Genomic DNA, 18,317 nt, shown 5'->3' on the forward strand with positions numbered 1-18,317 from the left:
TCTCCCCGGTCCGGTGGCATCAGCGGGTCGATGATGAAGACATGTACCCCGCGTCCGCCGGGCGACGCCGCGGCCTCACATCCCCGCGCCGAAGTCCTGGGTCCAGACGATGCCGCCGGGACTGTCCTGTATGCCCACACCCAGCTCCTTGAACGAGCAGTTCAGGATGTTCGCCCGGTGGCCCGGGCTGTTCATCCAGGAGTTCATCACGTCGGCCGGCGTCCGCTGCCCCTTGGCGATGTTCTCCCCGTACGTGCTCCACCGGTAACCGGCGGCCGTGATCCGCTCACCGGGGTCCGAGCCGTCCTGCGAGGTGTGCGAGAAGTAGTCCCGCGCGGCCATGTCCTCGGAGTGCCGCTGCGCGGCGGTCGTCAGCCGGTCGTTGCCGGTCACCGGCCCGCAGCCCTCCTCGGCCCGCTCGGTGTTGACGAGGGCCAGGACCTGTTCCGCGTCCGAGGGCGGGGACGGCGCGGGCCGGGCCGGGGCCGGCCGGGTCGCGGAGGGGGACTTCGTCGCCGGGGGACGCCTGGTCGCGGGCGCCGTCGTCCTCTTCGGCTCCGCCCGGTCCTTCGTCCGTGTGGCGCTCGGGCCCGGGCTCCCGGCGGAGCGCGAGGGAGAGGCGGACGGCGTCGCGGAAGCGGACGCCCCGGCGGAAGCGGCCGCGGTGACCGAGCCGTCGGTCTCGGGGGCGGTCGCGACGGAGACCTCGTCGCCGCCGTCGTCCCCCGTCGACAGATGGACGGCGGTGCCCCCGGCCCCCAGCACGCCCACCGCGACGACGGACGCCACCACGGCGTTCCGCCGCCGGCGGCGCGCCTGGTCCCGCCGCCGGGCCGCCCGGCCCGGCCGTGCGGGCGCGGCGAGGGGCGTACCGGCCGCGACCTCGGCCGGCCGGGGGGCCCGGCCCGCCCCGGCCACCGCGAGCGGCACCAGCGCGAGGCCGACGAGCAGGCGCTCGGCCGGCACCAGCCCCGAGCCGAACCCGGAGCAGACCGTGCAGCCGCGCGCGTGCCGCGCGATGCGCTTGCGCCACAGCGGCGAGGGCGTCCCGTCCCACCCGATGAGGATGTCGTCCAGCAGGACGCACCGGGGCTGCGCGGCCAGCGCGCCCACTACCACCCGGGCGGTGTCCAGCCGCTCCTTCATCCGCTGCACGCGTACGGCGGTGTGCTCGGGCGACAGGTTCATCGCGGTGGCCACCTCGGCCCGGGTCAGCTCGCCCGCCGCCTCCAGCCACCACAGCGAGAGCAGCGCCCGGTCGTCCTCGTCCACCCAGCGGGTCGCCTCGGCGACCTGCCGGCGCTGCCCGGACAGGCCGAGCCGCAGGATCGTCACGTCCACGAAGTCCGCCGCCGGATCGACCCGGTCGTGGCCGGTGGCCAGGGGCTCCACGGGGATCGCGGCGGACTGCCGGTCGCGCCAGTGCCCCCGTATCTCGTTCATCGCGATGGCCACCAGCCAGGAGCGGAAGCTCTCCGGGTTCCGCAGGCCGGGCAGGGCGCGCAGCATGCGCAGGACCGTCTCCTGCACCACGTCGTCCACGTCCGCGTGGCCGTTCAGCGCGCGTCCGACGATGTTGTAGAGCAGCGGAAGACAGGACGCGACGAGCTGGTCCTTGGCGTCGCCGTCACCGGCCCGCGCCGCCTTGATCAACGCCCGTTCGCGGTCCTGGCCCATGCTGTGCTCACTCTTCCGGAGTCCTGTTCTGGCTTCACGCACACCTGGGAGATGCCGCCCGGCCGGAGACCATAACAAAAACCCGTCGCTCACTTGTGCGTAAAGAGGTCCGGCCCCGCCACACGGTGGCGGGGCCGGACGGAGTCACCGGATCATCCGGTCACTGATCAGGGCGCGGTGCCCCAGGAGAGCGCACCGGCCGTGTACACGCCGACCTTGGAAGCGTCGGCGTACGAGGTGCCCGTGCCGTGGCTGTAGTCGTCCGCCTCGTTGAAGTTGGACCAGTCGCTCTTGTTCAGCCGCAGCTGCATCTCACCGGTGGAGGCGCCGGCCGCGAGGGTGCCGCTGCCGAAGGAGACCTCCAGGTACTGGCTGGCACCGGCCGCCGAACCGTTCGACTTCACCGCCAGGCTCAGCTTCCCACAGCCGATGACCGCCCAGTCGCACGAGGTGCCGAAGGTGGAGGAGCCGGACTCCGGGGTGAACCAGTAGCGCAGCTTCACCGTGGACAGGTCCACCGCCGTGCTGCCGGTGTTGACCAGCTGGAGACCCATCCGGATCTGGTTGTCGGTCGCGGAGGAGTCGTTGTTCTTGTACTGGACCTTCAGGGCGCCCGTTCCGGTGCCGCCGCCGGCGGAGGTGGTGACGGAGAGGGCCGAGGAGGCCGCCGAGACGTTACCGGCCGCGTCCTTCGCCTTGACGGTGTAGCTGTAGGCGGTCGAGGCCGACAGACCCGTGTCCGTGTACGAGGTGGTGGTGGTCGAACCCACCTTGGTGCCGCCCCGGTACACGTCGTAACCGGTCACCGCCTTGTTGTCGCTCGACGCGGTCCAGGACAGCGAGACGCTGCTGCTGGTCTTCGCCGTGGACGTCAGACCCGTCGGCGCGGTCGGCGCCTGCGTGTCGTCGTCGCCACCGCCGGGGTTCTCGCCGCTGCCGTCGATCGGCGGGTAGGCGTTGCGCACCAGCTCCTGGAACTGCGCGGAGAACCAGTGGCCCGCGACCGGGGAGTTCGGCAGCGCGCCCGTCTTGCTGTTGCCGTTGCGCCCGTTGCCCTCATAGGTCGGGTCGCACATCCGGTCCCAGCCCTTGCCCTCGTCGTTCTCCTCGGGCTCGCTGTTGCCGTCCGACTCCCCCGGGGGCTTCGCCCACACATAGGCGTCGATCCCGGGTTCGGGGGCGGCGGTGGGCCGCTCACCGATGCCGGCACCGCTCTGGTTGCACCAGTTGCCGGCGTGGATGCGCCGGTCGACGCGGCCGCCGTTGACGTAGGCGTCCACGCTGGTCAGCGGGCCCGCCGAGGTGGGCCGGTCGGGGCCGCCCCAGCCGTTGCGGGCGGTGTCGATCAGCATGCCGATGTTGGAGTTGAAGCCCTGGCCGACCAGCTGGGTGCGCAGTGCCTGGGCGAACGTCAGCTCATCGGTGTAGTAGTTCCAGTCGACCCACTTGGACTGGCGCACGGTGGTGCCGTTCACCGTGTCGGTGATCTTGAAGTTCGGCTCCTTGAGAGCCGAGTAGTTCGCCGTGTTCACGATGAAGCCGGAGACGTCGTTCACCGTGGCGCCCTCGGAGGTGGCGGCCTTCTTGAACTCCAGGCCGGCCGGGGCCATGTTGCTGTCCCAGCCGAGCCAGCCGTGGTGGGCGGCGTCGATGTAGTTGTAGACGTTGGGAATGGCACCCAGGGTGTGAAGGGCGTAGCCGATGCCCTTCTCGTAGTTGCCGTTCGCCTTCATCGTCGCGCAGTCCTCGGTCGAACCGGCGGTGCCGCCCGCGTTGGTGACGATGTTGGGCAGCGAGTCGGGCTCGATGATCGTGACGATGCGCAGGTTCGCGTACGCCGGGTCGGCGAGGATGTCGGCGATCGGGTCGATGTATTCGTTCTTGTAGCGGTCGATCTCCGTGGCACCGAGCTCGCCGTGGGAGGCCAGCGCGGCACAGTCGCGTCCCGGAAGGTCGTAGATGACGACCTGGAACAGGTTCGCGCCCTGGGCGAGGGCGGTGTCCAGGTGGCCGCGCAGGCTCCGCTTCCCTTCCGTGCCGTCGATGGCCGCGATGCGGTCCATCCAGACGAAGGCGGGCGTGTCCGCGATGGCCGCCCCGCCCGGCTCGGCCTTCGCCAGGGCGGACCAGTCCGGGTTCACGTACGCCTTGGCGCCCACGTAGGGGTTGTCGACCCGGGCCGCCGCCGCGTCGGCGGTGGTGGGGATCGCCACCGCCAGCGCTGCGCCCATGGCCAGGGCGGAGGCTGCGGCCAGCCTCCTGCGCAGACCTTGCTTGATGGTGCCTCTGGTACTCATTGCGGCTCCGTGCTCCTCTCGTACGCCTGCGGAAACTCCCCGCAGACGGGTTCATGGGGGGTGCTGCCCGATGGCGGGTTCAGCGGGGTGAGTGTGTGACCCGCCATCGGGAGTGGTGGGGGGACCGGCGGTTCAGCCGGTCACGGGGCGGTGCCCGAGGACAGGGCGCCGTTGACGTACACCCCGGCCTTCGAGGCGTCGGTGACGGCCGTGCCGGTGTTCCGCCTGTGGTGGTCGGGCTCGTCGGAGGGGGCCGTGGACGCGCCGGTCAGCATCGACGCGGCGGCCAGGACCAGGGCGGCGGCCGTCCCGGCCAGTGCCGGCAGGGGGTGGCGTGTCACGGCTCGATTCCCCAGGCGAGCGTGCCGGCGACGTAGGCGCCGACCTTCGAGGAGTCCGCGTACGAGGTGTTGGTGGCCCGGCTGTAGTCGTTGCTCTCGTTGAAGTTGGACCAGTCGCTCTTGTTGAGCCGCAGCTGGATCTCACCGGTGGAGGCGCCGGCGGCCAGCGTGCCCGCGCCGCCCGCGAACCCGACCTCCAGGTAGCGGTCGGCGCCGGTCTTCGGGCTGGAGACGGCGACCACCGTGTGCGTGACGGTGGAGGAGCCGAGCGCCGCGTAGTCGCAGTAGGTGCCGAAGGTGCTCGGTCCGCCGTCCGCGGTGAACCAGTACCGCACCTTGACCGTCGACAGGTCGATGGGCGCGCTGCCCGTGTTCACGACTTGCAGGCCCATCCGGATCTGGTTGTCCGTCGCGGAGGAGTCGTTGTTCTTGTACTGGACCTTCACCGCGCCGGTGCCGGTCGAGCCGCCCGTCTTGGTCTTGGCGAGGACCGCGTCGGACAGCGCCGAGGTGTTGCCGCCCGCGTCCCGGGCCGCGACCGCGTAGGTGTACTCGGTGCCGGCGGCGAGGCCGGAGTCGGTGAACGTCCGCCCGGTCGCGTTGCCCGCCAGCACGCCGTTGCGGTACACGTCGTAGCCGGTCACGCCGACGTTGTCGGTGGACGCGGTCCACGAGAGCGAGACGCTGTCCTTGGTGGTCGCGGTCACCGTGAGGCCGCCCGGCGCGGTCGGCGGTTCGGTGTCGCCGCCCGGCTCACCGCCGCCGCCCTCCACCAGCAGCTCCGCGTAGATCGCGAAGGCCAGGGCGAGCGCGGCCTGCGCCCAGAAGCGGTGGTACGTGAAGACGGGCGCGTCCCCGCCGTCCAGGTACGCCTGCACCTTCGGCCAGTCCGGGTCGTCCTTGTACCAGCTGCGGAGGGAGATGAACGTCGAACCGGACCGGATCGGGTCGCCGTTGGGCATGGTGCCCGACCAGCCGGACGGGATGTAGACCTCGTCCTCGAACCGGTTGTAGTCCAGCCGGGTCTCCGGCACCGAGATGCCCTTGTCCGTGGCGTTCGTCGCCATCGCGTCCAGCAGCGCCTTGGCGAGCGCCGCCGCGTCCTCGTCGCCCGACTTGGCGGCGTAGTAGGTGAGCGTCTTGACGTACGCGGCGCCCACACCGACGTCGTTGGCGTAGTTCACGACGGAGACGTGCAGACCGGCGTTGTCACCGGGCGACGAGGCGTTCCAGGTGTCCGGCTCGCCCGTCCAGTTCAGGGTGGACGGGAAGCGGAAGCTGCCGTCGGCGCCGATGGTCGTCTCGCTCGACGCCCAGGCGACCCACTTCGAGAGCAGCGCCTCGGCGGTCGCGTTGCCGGTGACGTAGTAGTACGCGGCGACGCGCTCCATGCCCCACGCCTGGAAGCCGAACCAGTTGTTGCTGGCCGGGTCGTGGTACACCGGCTGCCAGTCGTACGCCATGCCGTAGAAGGTGGGCGTGCCGGCCGGAGGCTTGCTGTAGCTGCCCTCCCAGCTGTTGGTGCAGCCGCCGGCGAGGGCGCCCTCGCTGGACTGCAGCCAGGTCAGGAACTCCAGCTGCCGGGTCAGGCTCTTGGACCAGTCCGACTTGGCCGTCGCCGACTTGGGGGTGAGCGAGGGCACGTTGGACAGCGCCCACGCGGCCAGCGGGTTCTGGTAACCCTGGTGCGAGGCACTGTCACCGATGCGCCAGGCCCAGCCACCGCCGGTGCCCGCGGACCCGCCCCAGGCATAGTACCACGACAGCAGGTAGTGCTGGGAGTCCCGGCCGGAGGCGGCCGGGCAGGAGTTGGGATCGGTGCAGTCGCCGATCCGCTTGAAGTACTTGTCGAACATGGCGTATCGGAGGTAGTCGCCCATCTTGGCGGCCTTCGCCACCGAGGCCGCGACCTGGCTCCCCTTGCCCTGCTCCGAGGCCCAGCGGTACGCCCAGTAGGCAGCCTGCACCGCGCGGGCGTCGGCGTCCGGCGCGTTGGTGTACTTCCACTGCTTGGCGTAGCTCTTGTCCCCGACGAACAGGTCCAGGTACCCGTTGGGGCCGCCGTACTTGAAGAGGTCGGTGGTCGGCTGCGGGACGGTCTCCCACACCGACTCCTGCGCACCGCGCTGGTAGGTGTTGATGAAGGAGGCGCCTGCACCCGGCCCGGACTGGCCGCCCGTGCCCGGCTTGTTGCCGTAGCCGTAGGTGTTGTCGAGGTCCATCAGCCAGTGCATGCCGTAGACGTCCATGTTCCCGTAGGACGACGCGAGTTCGGCCGAGAGCGGGTCGCTGCCCACCGAGACGCCGGTGTCCATGACCGAGGGGTAGCCGCTGGGCAACGGGTGCTCGGGTGCGTAGGTCGCGGGCGCCGAGGGCTTGTAGGCGTCGCTGCTGGCCTGGTCGGCGTGCTGGGGGATGATCGTCTTCTCGGCCACCGCCCAGGCCGCGTTGAACGGCGCCCAGTCACCGGTCACCCTGCCGTACGCCGCCTCCAGCCACATCCAGAAGCTGACGGCCTCCGACGTCGTCTGGTGGCCGTGGTCCGGCGCCTCGACCATCAGGGTCTCGACCGAGTGGTACGGGAGGCCGTCGGGGCTGAAGTAGCCGTTCGCGGCGTCCTTGATCTTTCCGTACTGGGTGAGGAACGCCTGCGTGTACGGGTCGTCGCCGGCGGCGGCCGCGCGGGCTCCGGTACCGGCCTGGGCCGAGGCGGGCCCGGCGGTCGCGGTGCCCTGGGCCAGACCCATGGCCAGCACGCTGCCGCCGAGGGCGCTGCTGAACGTTCTACGTGATATCGACACAAATCCTCCAGTGGCGGGTGTCGTCGAGGGGGAGGGGAGGAGGGGAAGCGGTGGGGACGGGGTGCGGCGGTTCCGCGGAAGGGTCTACGGGGAGGGGTCACGCGAGGGGAGCGGGGGCCTGAGCGGGGCCCCCGGGATCAGGGCTCGATGCCCCAGACCAGTTCGCCGCCGACGTACACGGTGACCTTCGAGGCGTCCGCGTACGAGGCGCCGGCGCCGTGGCTGTAGTCGTCGGACTCGTTGAAGTTCGACCAGTCCGTCTTACTGAGGCGCAGCTGCATCTCGCCCGTCGAGGCGCCCGGGGCGAGGGTGCCGCTCGCGAAGCCGACTTCGAGGTAGCGGTCGGCGCCGGCCTTCGGAGTGCTCGCGGCCACCACCCGGTGCGTGATGGTGGAGCAGCCGATCGGCGACCAGTCGCACCAACTACCGTACGTTGAGGCGCCGTTGTCGCCGGAGAACCAGTAGCGGACGGTCACCGCGGGGAGGCTGACCGGGGCGCTGCCGGTGTTCACGAGTTGGAGGCCGGGCTTGATCTGGTTGTCGCCGGCCGAGGTGTCGTTGGCGCGGTACTGGGCCTTCAGGGTGCCCGGCGTGCCGCCGTCGTCACCCCCGTCGTCGCCGCCGTCCTCGTCGCCCAGGGCGGTGCGCACGGCGGCGTAGGCGGGCTTCGGGGTCAGGTTGTCGTCGTACAGGTTGGCGGCGCCCTCGCCCGGGAAGGTGCTCGGCACCCAGGAGTACTTGTCCGTGTAGTCCCACACCGTGATGCCGACGCAGCGCTCGACGGCGAGGCAGGCGTCGACCACCTGCGCGTAGTAGGAGGACTGGGTGGCGAGCTTGGCGGCGTCCGCCGGAAGCTGCATGCGCACGTCAAGTTCGGTGACGGCGACGTCCAGGCCCAGATCGGCGAACCGCTGCATGTTCGCCTGCATCTGGTAGGGGAAGCCGTACTGGGTCGCCAGGTGCGCCTGCATCCCGACCCCGTCGAGCGGCACGCCCTCGGCGAGCAGATCGCTCACGAGGCCGTACATCGCGTCGCTCTTCGCACCCTTGCCCTCGACGTTGTAGTCGTTGATGTACAGCTTGGCGTCCGGGTCGGCGGCGTGCGCCGCGCGCAGGGCCTTGGCGATGTAGTCCTTGCCCATGGCGTTGTAGAACGGGCTGGTGCGGAAGGTCCCGTCCTCGTTGAACGGTTCGTTCACCACGTCCCACGCGGCCACCTCGCCGCGGTAGTGGGTGGCTTCCGCGGTGATGTGGTCGGTCATGGCCGTCTCCACCTCGGCCGAGGGCAGCGAGCCCACCCAGCCGGGCAGCTGGTTGTGCCAGACCAGGGTGTGCCCGCGCACGGTCTGGCCGTGCTCCTGGGCGAAGTCGGTGATCACATCGCCCTTGGTGAAGTCGAACCGGCCCCGGGTGGGCTCGGTGGTGTCCCACTTCATGGAGTTGCCGGGGGTGATCTGCCCGAACTCGGAGCCCAGTTTCGCCGCGTAGGCCGCGTCGGGGAGCTCGGGGTTGTCGGTGGCGGAGCCGAAGTACCTGCCCTGGGCCGCGGCGAGGTCGTGCAGCGTGTCCTGCGGTGCGGCCGACGCCGGCCCGCCCGCCAGGCCGGTGGCCAGGGCGAGGGCGCCGACCACGACGGCCGGGAACCCCGGAGAGCGGAGGGGGCTACAGCGCTTCACCAAGTTCATGACAAACGCCTTCCTCTGCCGGTAGCGCTGAACGTCACGGGGAGCGCGGCTGCGCCCCGTAACGCCCTTGCGGTTCAACGGCGTTGGGGGAGAAGGGGAGGGGGTGGAGTGTGCAAGTCTTGATTGTGGGAGCGCTCCCAAGGTGGCGTGGCGACAGGCACCTGTCAAGAGTTAAAGCGCAACTGGCTTACGGGCGTGTGAACGCGGCCATACGTCGAACGGACTCCCGGCGCAGCGGAGTTGTCGACCGGGTAACTGCCGGTAACCAGAGGCGGGGGCGCGCCTGGCGGCGTCCGCCCGAGACGTTCGCAATCGCATGCGCGGGGCCGCGTGCGCGGCCGGACGGTGCATCCGGGGCGCGTGCCCGTGGTCACCCGGAGTGAGGTGTGCCTTCACCGCGGTGACGGGTTCCACGGCGCGACCGGTGGCGACGAAGCGCAGGGCAATGGCACACCCGGCAGGACTCTTCGGCGGCGAGGCCGGCCCGGCGACGACGGCCGCCCGTCCGTCGAATCGGACCGGGAGTGACGGGAGGGGCGGGAGCGCCGACAGCTGCCGCAGGCGTTTGCGGTGTTCGCATCGCCATCGCCGGTCCCGAAAGGTGTACGCGGCAACGGTGGGGTGCCCGCATGGGGCCGGGCCGGTCGTGCGGCCCGGACGGAACCGGTTGCGGCCGGTCACTGTATGCGCCGGTTCACCTCGGCGTAACGCTTCCCGAATCCGCGTCCGCCGGACGCGGAACAGCGCATGGGAGCGCTCCAGCCTCCGGCGGACGCGCCCGGGGCCCGGTACGGTCGCCGCCGCCGTCGGTACAGTCGTCACCCATGGCGGACGACTGGCGGCAGGACAGGATCGGCACCGCGCTCCGGGGCGGGAACCCCACGGTGCTCCGGAGGCTGGAGGCGGGGTTCGCCGTGATCGGGGACGTCCAGTTCCTGCCGGGATACTCGGTGCTGCTGGTGGACGACCCCGCCGTGCGGCGGCTGTCCGAACTCCCGCGCCCCCGGCGGCTGGCGTTTCTGGCCGACATGGACGTCCTGGGCGAGGCCGTCGAACGCGCCTGCAAGCAGCTGGACCCCGCCTTCCGACGGGTCAACCTGGAGATCCTCGGGAACACCCATCCGTACCTGCACGCACACGTGTGGCCCCGGTACGACTGGGAGCCGCCGGAGCTGGTGGGCAGGCCGGTGTGGCTGCACCCGCGCGAGCGCTGGAGCGACGAGGGCCACGCGCTCGGCGCCCGGCACGCCGCCCTGCGCGAGGCGATCGGCGAGGAGCTGGACCGCCTCAGGTCTCCCGCGTAGCCGCCATTCCGATCGTGATCAGCCCCAGGATCACCCAGCCGAACCAGAGCCAGCCGTTGCTCCCCAGGGCCACCGTGTAGGCGGTCACCGCCACCAAGGCGCCGCCGGTGAGCATTCCCATCGTCTTCGTGGATCCGGACATGCGCGCACCCTCCTCGTCGGCCGCGCGGCCGTAAAGGCCATCGTCACCCGAAAGGAGGGTCCGCCGCTACTGTCCGCGCGCCTGCAACGAGGCGAGATACGCGTTGTACGCCTGGAGCTCCTGGTCCCCGTCGCGGTCCGCCGCCCGGTCCGAGCGCTTCGCCGTCCGCTGTTCCGAGCGGTACCACTGGAACACCAGGGCCACCAGGACCACCACCGAGGGGATCTCGCTGAACGCCCAGGCGATGCCGCCCGCCGCGCTCTGGTCGGACAGCGCGTCGATGCCCAGCGAGCCCGGCGGGTCCTTGTACACCTCCACCATCGGCGTGGAGGCCATCATCAGGGCGATCCCGAAGAACGCGTGGAACGGCATCCCGGCGAACAGTTCCAGCATCCGCATCACATACCCGGGGCGGTGCGGACCCGGGTCGACACCCATGATGGGCCAGAAGAAGAACAGACCGACCGCCAGGAAGTGCACCATCATCACGAGGTGCCCGGCCGTGGAGCCCATCAGGTAGTCGAAGAGCGGCGTGAAGTACAGGCCGTACAGGCTGGCGATGAACAGCGGAATCGTGAACGCGGGATGCGTGACGATCTTCATGTACCGGCTGTGCAGCAGCATCAGGAGCAGCTCGCGCGGCCCCTTGGTGCCACGCTGCGCCACCGGCAGCGCGCGCAGCGCCAGTGTCACGGGCGCGCCCAGCAGCAGCAGGATCGGCGACAGCATGCTGATCACCATGTGCTGCACCATGTGCACGCTGAACATGACCATGCCGTAGTCGTTGAGCCGGGTGCACATCACCAGCGCGATCGTCAGCACCCCGGTCATGAACAGGACCGTGCGCCCCACCGGCCACGCGTCCCCGCGCCGCCGCAGCCGCAGCACCCCGTACCCGTACAGCAGCACCGCCAGAACGCAGCCGATCAGGAAGAACGGGTCCGCGGAGAAGTGGAGCCCGCGTCCCAGCGTGAACGGCGGCAGGTCCATGTCCATGCCGTGCCCGCTGTGATCCATCTGTTCACTCCCGATGGGAACGCCGGGACGTCCCCGTTTCGTGCTGGTTGTCCCGACCAGAGTAGAACCGCCCCCGGCCGAGGATGCGGCCGGGGGCGGTCTCGTGTCGGGGTGTCGCTCAGAGCACGCACTCCGCCTCGGCGTACCGGGCGGCCGGGACCGTCTTCAGGGTCTCCACGGCGTGCGCGAGGGGCACCAGGGTGATGTCCGTGCCGCGCAGCGCCGTCATCATGCCGAACTCACCGCGGTGCGCCGCCTCCACCGCGTGCCAGCCGAACCGGGTCGCGAGGACGCGGTCGTACGCGGTCGGCGTGCCGCCACGCTGGACGTGGCCCAGGATCACCGGGCGGGCCTCCTTGCCGAGGCGCTGCTCGAGCTCGACGGAGAGCTGGGTCGCCACGCCCGTGAAGCGCTCGTGGCCGTAGACGTCCTTGGCGCCCGACTGGAAGTCCATGGAGCCCTCCCGCGGCTTCGCGCCCTCCGCGACGACGACGATCGCGAACTTCTTGCCCGCCGAGAAGCGCCGGCCCACGACCTCGGTCAGCTCGTCGATGTCGAAGGGACGCTCCGGTACGACGACGGCGTGCGCGCCGGCCGCCATGCCGGAGTGCAGGGCGATCCAGCCGGTGTGGCGGCCCATGACCTCGACGATCATGACGCGCTGGTGCGACTCGGCGGTGGTCTTCAGCCGGTCCAGCGCCTCGGTGGCGACGCCGACGGCGGTGTCGAAGCCGAAGGTGACGTCGGTGGAGGCGATGTCGTTGTCGATGGTCTTCGGCACACCGACGATCGGCAGCCCCGCCTCGGACAGCAGGTTCGCCGCCTTGAGGGTGCCCTCGCCGCCGATCGGGATGATCGCGTCGAGCCCGAGGTCCCGCACATGGCCGCGGGCCGTCTCGACGCCCCCGCGCAGATGCGCCGGCTGCACCCGGGAAGAGCCGAGGATCGTACCGCCACGGGCGAGGATGCCGCCCACGGCGTCCAGGTCGAGCTTGCGGTAGTCGCACTCCAGGAGGCCCCGCCACCCGTCGTGGAAGCCGATGACCTCGTCGCCGTGGTCGACCACAGCGCGGTGGACGACGGACCGGATGACGGCATTGAGGCCGGGGCAGTCGCCGCCGGAGGTGAGCACACCAATTCGCATTGCCCGGGGAACCTTTGCAACGTGGGCCGACGACCGGACCACGTCGTCCGGTTGGATCCCCGCCACCCTACCGGCGCAGGGTGGCGGGACCGAACCGGGCGTCCGCCTGCTGGACGCCGCTCAACTGAGCCATGCGCCCCTCATCGGACCAGCGGTGAATCTCCTGGTCAGGCGGGCTGCGTGGCAGCCGCGACGCGCTCCGCGCGCAGCGCCTCGTACCACCGGTCGTCGGTCGGCGGCAGGGCGTTCACATCGAGGGCCAGCTTCAGCAGCAGGTCCGCGATCATGGGGTTCCGCGCCATCACCGGACCGTGCATGTACGTGCCGAACACGGTGTCGTTGTACGCGCCCTCGGTGCCGTCGCCCGTGCCGTTGCCCCGGCCGAACCGCACCCGGGCGAACGGTCGCGCCGTCGGCCCGAGGTGCGTGACGCCCTGGTGGTTCTCGAACCCGGTCAGCGGCGGAAGGCCCAGCTGGGGGTCGATGTCCGCGAGCACGTCGCCGACGCACCGCGCACCTTCGCCGCGCGTCGAGACCACGTCCAGCAGACCGAGACCCTGCTCGCGCTCACCGAGGTCGTTGATGAACTCGTGGCCGAGGATCTGGTAGCCGGCGCAGACCGAGAAGATGATCGCGCCGTTGGACGCCGCCCGGCTGAGCCCGCCGTCGCGGCGCAGCCGCTCCGCCGCGAGCCGCTGCGGCCGGTCCTCGCCGCCGCCGATCAGATAGATGTCGCCCGACGTGGGCACCGGCTGGTCGCTGCGCACGTCGACGCGCGCCACGTCCAGGCCGCGCTGCCGGGCCCGGCGCTCAACCACCAGGGCGTTGCCCTGGTCGCCGTAGGTGCTCAGCAGGTCCGGGTACACCCACACCAGCCGCAGGCTGTTGTTGCTCATGCTTCGTCCTCTCCGGAGGGGCCCGGGGCCGGGGTCAGTTGCCGACACGGCGGCGCAGGTCCTGGAAGGCGGTGTAGTTGGCGATGACCTCGATGCGTCCGGGCGGAGCCTGCTGAACGGCCTCGTCCAGGTTCTCGCAGACCCGGAAGTCGAGTCCGGCCACTTCGAGGCGGACCGCGAGGTCCAGCTTGCGGTCGCCGAGCACGAAGATCGGGTGGCCCGCGAGCTGGGTGTAGTCGACGTCCCACAGCCACGAGGTGTCCGTGCCGTCCGCGCCGCGCGCGTTCACCGAGAGGATGACCGGGGTGGGCGGCGGGTCGATCAGCGAGAACGTCTCCAGCCAGCCCGCCGGGTTCTTCGCCAGCAGGAGCCGCAGCTCCCGGCCGAGGAAGCTCACCACGTCGTACCGGCCGGCGACGGCCTGCACCTGGTACATGCGCTCCAGCGCGACCTGCGGCGGCACACCGAAGACCGCCGCGACGGCCGCCGAGCTGGTGGCGTTGGCCTTGTTGGCGCGGCCGGGGAGCTGGAGGTGGATCGGCCACGCCGAACCGTGCGGATCGAGCACGTAGTCGCCGTGCAGGACCCAGCTCGGCGGCGGACGCCGGAAACCGCACTCGCCGCAGAACCAGTCGTCGCCGGGACGCTGCATGACCCCGCCGCAGGACGGGCAGGACCAGGCGTCGTCCTTCCACGCCTGGCCGGCCGCGACCCACACCACGTTGGGGGAGGAGGAGGCCGCCCAGACGATCAGCGGGTCGTCGGCGTTGGCCACGATCACGGACTTCGAGCCGGACAGCCCCTCGCGCCACTTCTCGGCCAGCATCCGCGTCTCCGCGGCCCGGTCCAGCTGGTCGCGCGAGAGGTTGAGGAGCGCGATCACCTTGGGCGTCGTGTCGCGGGCCACCCCGGCGAGGTACTTCTCGTCGACCTCGATCACGCCGTACTGCGCGTCGGAGCCGCCGGCCAGCGCCGATGTGATGCCCGCGGGCATGTTGGCGCCGAGCGCGTTCGACACGACCGGGCCCGCGGCGCGCAGCGCCTCGGCGATCAGCCGGGTGGTGGTCGTCTTGCCGTTCGTCGCCGAGACGAGGATCACGTCCAGGTGCTGCGCCAGCCGCCCGAGCAGGTCGGGGTCGAGTTTGAGCGCCACCCGGCCGCCGATCACCGACCCGCTGCCCCGCCCGGCCGCCCGCGACACCGCCGCAGCGGCCTTGCCCGCCGTCACGGCCAGCTTGGCCCGCGGCGACAACGGCTCCGTGTTGCCTGCCATCGTCCTAGATCCTCCTTGCATCGGTCCGCCGCCCAGCCTATCGATGTCCGGCACCATGACCGCACGGCGGCACCGTCCGGCACGTGGACTTCCCGTGGAATGGAGGACGCGTGAGCGGGCCGTCACGTTCTCCACGGGCCCGCCGGCGACGGAATCCGGGTGCACGGGCGGCCGGGGGCGCGTTACCGTCGGCGTATGGACGTCAACGGCATCACCACCACCGCGACCGCGCGAGCGACCAGCTCGCCGGTTGCCGCCGTCTGACTTTCCCTTCCCCCGGCGACCGGAAACGGTCCGTCGGTGGTGCCGCGGTGATTCCTCCCCGGCCGGGTGACCGAACGGTCCCGTTCTCCGGCGCCTCCCCGCCACCCGCGAAGGAGCCGTCCCCATGGAAACCGAACAGCTCGCCCGTACCTTCCTCGAGTACTTCGAGGAGCGCGGCCACCGCCGCATCACCGGCTCCACCCTGCTGCCGCCGCCGGGCGACCCCGTGCTCTTCACCACGTCCGGGATGCATCCCCTCACCCCGTACCTGGAGGGCCGCCCGCACCCGCTGGGCAGCCGGCTGGTCAACCGGCAGCGGTGCCTGCGCACCACCGACCTGGACGAGGTCGGCGACGCCACCCACCTCACCGTCTTCGAGATGCTCGGCAGCTGGTCGCTGGGCGACTACGAGGGACCGCGCAGCCTGGAATGGGGGTACGGGCTGCTCACCGAGGGCCTGGGCGTCGACCGCGGCCGGCTGCACGCCACGGTGTACGCCGGTGACGAGCGCACCGAGCGCGACACCGCCTCGCTGCGGACGTGGCAGGAGCTGGGCGTCCCCGTGGAGCCGACCGTGGAGGACAACTGGTGGTCCAACGGGCCGACCGGGCCGTGCGGCCCCGACTCGGAGATCTTCCTGTGGAGCGGCGAGGGGCCGCCCGTCTCCACGCCCACGGGGGACGACCGCTGGGTGGAGGTGTGGAACCACGTCACGATGAGCCACCGCAGGCTCGACGACGGCTCACTGGTGCCGCTGCCTCGGCGCAACGTCGACACCGGGCTCGGCCTGGAGCGGCTGGCCTCGCTGCTCCAGGGCAGGCGCTCGGTGTTCGAGTGCGATGTCTTCGATCCCTGGCGCCGGCTCGCACCGGCCCTCTGGCCACTGGACGAGCCCTCGCTGCGGCTGATGTGCGACCACCTGCGCTCCGCCGTCGTCGTCATCGGCGACGGCGTCCGCCCGGCCGCCACGGGACGCGGATATGTGCTGCGCCGCCTGCTGCGACGGGCTCTGACCGTGCTCCGGCGCGACGACCCCTCGCGCACGCTCGGCGATCTGCCGTCCGAGCCGGTCCGGCACACCCTGGACCACTTCCGGCAGGAGGCGGACCCCGGGGAGGTGCTGCGCGTGCTGGCCGACGAGGAGCGCCGGTTCGACCGGCTCCTGGAACGCGGACGGCAGGTGCTGGCCCGGCCCCGGTTCCGCGGGACGCTGACGGAGGAGGACCTCCACTACCTCCACGACACCCACGGGCTGCCGCGCGACCTGGTCACGAGCCTGCGCGAGGAGTGAGACGGCAGCGGTGCCGGGGGGGCTTGTCCGCCCCCCCGGCACCGCAGGACGACGTGTTACGGAGTGACCACGGTCCCGCCGAAGGACACGACCAGGCGGCCGTCGGAGGCGAACGACCAGTCCAGGGCCCCGTCGTAGGCGGAGCACCGGGAGCCGTTCGAGCCGGTCCAGAACTGGTTGGAGCCGTCCGCGTCGCCGACGGTCTTGTCGTTGGAGCCGTCACCGCTGCGGCAGGAGGTGTTGTCCCGGAACACCGAAGTGCCCTTGTCGAAGGAGAAGTTGCGCTCCTCGTTGTCGATGCCGACGTTGTCGGACACGGTCATCGAGCCGGGGTTGCTGTTGTACGTGAAGCCGTGGTGGCCGTTGTTGTAGGCGATGTTGCGCCGCACGATGTGGTTGACCTTGATCCCGTCGCCGCCGAGCTTGAAGCCGTTGCGGTCGCCGTCGCTGTTCACGGTCCCGTCGGAGAGGGTGCCGTTGTCGTAACTGAGGGAGTCCTCGATGGTCACCGGGCCGATGGGGCCGGTCTCCGTCTTGGTGTACAGGTCCCAGCCGTCGTCGATGTTGTTGTGGGAGACGGTGTAGCGGAAGACGTTGCCGGGGCCCGCGGTGAGCTTGGCGGCGAACCCGTCAGCGTCCTCGCCGTCGGAGTCCGCGTTGTCGTGCGACTCGGAGCTGAGGACGAGGTTGTCCGCCGGCCACTCGTCGTCGGGGGTGTCGGAGGAGATCCGGGATATCTGGAGCCCCGAGTCGTGGTTGAAGCGGGTCACGACGTGCTCGATGACGTTGTCGCTGCCGCCGACGAAGATGCCGTTGTCGCCGGCGTGCTCGACCGTGAGGCCGTCGATGTGCCAGTAGTCGCCGTTCACCGCGAGTCCGCGGTTTGCGGGGTCCTCATTCATCTCCGAGAAGTTGAGCACCGGTTGCTCGCCCGGGTAGGCGGCCATGGTGGTGCGGGCGCCCGAGGTGCCGTCGTTGCCCGGCGGGATGGTGACCGTCTGCCCGTAGCGGTACGTGCCGCCGCGCAGGTAGATCGTGCCGCCGGCGTTCACCCGGCTGATCGCCGAGGCGAGTGTGGTGGGGTCCGACTCGGTGCCGGCGGCGTCGGCGGTACCGTCCGGCGCCACGTACAGTGCCGAGGCCGCGAGGGAAGCGATTTCCTGACCGGGGGCGGCCTGCGCGGGGGCGCCCAGAACGGCGAGCGAACCGGCCAGCAGACCGGCACAGGCGAGAACAGGCTTGAGCTGCATCTTCGACTCCAGGTGGGGGGAGTGGGCCGGACGGAACTGCCGCCCGGCGGGGTGCAAGCGCTTTCCCTCGACCGTAGAGTGATGCCATGGCCACGTCAACGGTCATGCATGTGTCCGGTGATCGGATATGTGAACGCCCTGCGGGGTTTTACGGGAGGACGTACGGGCGCAGCACCATGAGCGAGTCCTCCGGGGCCGCAGCCATGGCGAAGGGGAACCGGTCGAGTTCCAGGCAGAGCGCGACGTCATCGGGGTGCACCCCCTCGCGTACGCCCTCCGTCAGGTCGGCGGCGGCCCGCGATGCCCCGGCCCGGCGCAGATACGGCGCCGCGTCCGCCTCCTCCCCGGCGGCCCGGCGGGCGATGTACTGGGCGCACGCCAGGTCCTCGTCGGCGCGCCCGTCCTCCCCGGTGATGACGAAGGTGACGTCGTCGCACCCGCGTGCCCGCAGCAGTCGGGCCGTCGCCTCCGCCACTACGAAGCCGGCGCACAGGACCAGCGACGCGTCCCGGGCCGCCAACGCCCCGACCGTCCCCGCCGTGGTCTTCTGCACGACGGTCCGGCCGCCCAGGTCGCGGGAGCGCAGCAGGCCGGGCGAGTTGACGGCGTCGAAGCCGGGGGCGGCCGGGCCGTCCTTCAGGGCCACCCAGTCCGGGTGGCGCGCCTTGAGCGCCAGGGCCTCGTCCAGGGAGGCGGCCAGTGCGATCTTCTCCGCGCCCCGGGCGAAGGCCCAGGCGGCCACGGTGTACGCGCGCATCACGTCGACCACGACCGCCACCGACGGCGGTGCGGTCAGATCGGAGATGGCGAGGAATCGGGTGTCCATCCGGTCATGATCGCGCACAGGCCGGCGGGGTTCGGCCGGGTGACCGGGGCGCGGGCGTTGACGGGGGCGGATCCGGGGTTGTCCGGCGCAAGTCCCGTGGAACGTACGA

The 18,317-nt window shown here is 71.2% G+C and carries 14 protein-coding genes; 2 read left to right on the forward strand and 12 right to left on the reverse strand.

Annotation, left to right across the window (positions count from 1 at the left end; translation table 11 throughout):
- Nucleotides 1–75: 75 nt before the first annotated feature.
- The 5 genes from ABZ565_RS17265 to ABZ565_RS17285 form a co-directional block, all read right to left on the reverse strand.
- Nucleotides 76–1,677 (reverse strand): sigma-70 family RNA polymerase sigma factor, encoded by a 1,602-nt coding sequence (locus ABZ565_RS17265; RefSeq protein ID WP_361026792.1) that lies wholly within the window; start codon nucleotides 1,675–1,677, stop codon nucleotides 76–78.
- A 167-nt stretch (nucleotides 1,678–1,844) separates the two neighbouring features.
- Nucleotides 1,845–3,974 carry a glycoside hydrolase family 6 protein gene (locus tag ABZ565_RS17270; RefSeq protein WP_361026795.1) on the reverse strand — a complete coding sequence of 710 codons (2,130 nt, stop codon included), beginning with the start codon at nucleotides 3,972–3,974 and terminating at the stop codon, nucleotides 1,845–1,847.
- A gap of 140 nt (nucleotides 3,975–4,114) precedes the next feature.
- A complete protein-coding gene (locus ABZ565_RS17275; protein WP_361026798.1) occupies nucleotides 4,115–4,315 on the reverse strand; it encodes a hypothetical protein in 201 nt (66 codons plus the stop codon).
- Nucleotides 4,312–7,071 (reverse strand): glycoside hydrolase family 48 protein, encoded by a 2,760-nt coding sequence (locus ABZ565_RS17280; RefSeq protein WP_361026990.1) that lies wholly within the window; start codon nucleotides 7,069–7,071, stop codon nucleotides 4,312–4,314. The genes ABZ565_RS17275 and ABZ565_RS17280 overlap by 4 nt, the downstream gene beginning before the upstream one ends.
- 182 nt (nucleotides 7,072–7,253) lie before the next feature.
- Nucleotides 7,254–8,801, reverse strand: coding sequence for an endo-1,4-beta-xylanase (locus ABZ565_RS17285; RefSeq protein ID WP_361026801.1), 1,548 nt, complete (start codon nucleotides 8,799–8,801; stop codon nucleotides 7,254–7,256).
- 824 nt (nucleotides 8,802–9,625) lie between these two features.
- Between ABZ565_RS17285 and ABZ565_RS17290 the strand changes: the two genes are divergently transcribed.
- Nucleotides 9,626–10,105: a diadenosine tetraphosphate hydrolase gene (locus ABZ565_RS17290; protein ID WP_361026803.1), complete on the forward strand. Its 480-nt coding sequence runs from the start codon at nucleotides 9,626–9,628 to the stop codon at nucleotides 10,103–10,105.
- Here ABZ565_RS17290 and ABZ565_RS17295 read toward each other — a convergent pair.
- The 5 genes from ABZ565_RS17295 to ABZ565_RS17315 all read right to left on the reverse strand — a co-directional run bounded on the left by ABZ565_RS17295 (nucleotide 10,089) and on the right by ABZ565_RS17315 (nucleotide 14,577).
- The gene (locus ABZ565_RS17295) at nucleotides 10,089–10,247 is read right to left on the reverse strand and encodes a hypothetical protein (RefSeq protein WP_361026806.1); all 159 of its coding nucleotides are present in this window, start codon (nucleotides 10,245–10,247) and stop codon (nucleotides 10,089–10,091) included. The genes ABZ565_RS17290 and ABZ565_RS17295 overlap by 17 nt on opposite strands.
- Before the next feature lie 66 nt (nucleotides 10,248–10,313).
- A complete protein-coding gene (locus ABZ565_RS17300; RefSeq protein ID WP_361026809.1) occupies nucleotides 10,314–11,264 on the reverse strand; it encodes a cytochrome c oxidase assembly protein in 951 nt (316 codons plus the stop codon).
- Nucleotides 11,265–11,382: 118 nt separating this feature from the next.
- The gene (locus tag ABZ565_RS17305) at nucleotides 11,383–12,408 is read right to left on the reverse strand and encodes a 6-phosphofructokinase (RefSeq protein ID WP_361026812.1); all 1,026 of its coding nucleotides are present in this window, start codon (nucleotides 12,406–12,408) and stop codon (nucleotides 11,383–11,385) included.
- Between the two features lie 167 nt (nucleotides 12,409–12,575).
- Complete coding sequence (locus ABZ565_RS17310) at nucleotides 12,576–13,304, reverse strand: glutamine amidotransferase (RefSeq protein WP_073865163.1); 729 nt, start codon at nucleotides 13,302–13,304, stop codon at nucleotides 12,576–12,578.
- 34 nt (nucleotides 13,305–13,338) lie between these two features.
- On the reverse strand, nucleotides 13,339–14,577 hold the full coding sequence (locus ABZ565_RS17315) for a MurT ligase domain-containing protein (protein ID WP_073968916.1): 1,239 nt from the start codon (nucleotides 14,575–14,577) through the stop codon (nucleotides 13,339–13,341).
- Nucleotides 14,578–14,965: 388 nt separating this feature from the next.
- On the opposite strand from ABZ565_RS17315, the gene ABZ565_RS17320 reads away from it, so the two are divergent.
- Entirely contained in the window at nucleotides 14,966–16,132 is a 1,167-nt protein-coding gene (locus ABZ565_RS17320; RefSeq protein ID WP_361026817.1) for an alanine--tRNA ligase-related protein, read from the forward strand.
- A gap of 56 nt (nucleotides 16,133–16,188) precedes the next feature.
- Here the strand turns inward: ABZ565_RS17320 and ABZ565_RS17325 are convergent, their stop codons facing one another.
- Nucleotides 16,189–17,382, reverse strand: coding sequence for a right-handed parallel beta-helix repeat-containing protein (locus ABZ565_RS17325; RefSeq protein ID WP_361026820.1), 1,194 nt, complete (start codon nucleotides 17,380–17,382; stop codon nucleotides 16,189–16,191).
- A gap of 148 nt (nucleotides 17,383–17,530) precedes the next feature.
- Nucleotides 17,531–18,208, reverse strand: a complete 678-nt coding sequence (locus ABZ565_RS17330; protein WP_361026822.1) for a 2-phosphosulfolactate phosphatase — start codon at nucleotides 18,206–18,208, stop codon at nucleotides 17,531–17,533.
- Between the last annotated feature and the right edge of the window lie 109 nt (nucleotides 18,209–18,317).

It is taken from the genome of Streptomyces sp. NPDC016469 (genome assembly GCF_040632905.1).
In the GTDB taxonomy this organism is placed as follows: Bacteria; Actinomycetota; Actinomycetes; order Streptomycetales; family Streptomycetaceae; genus Streptomyces.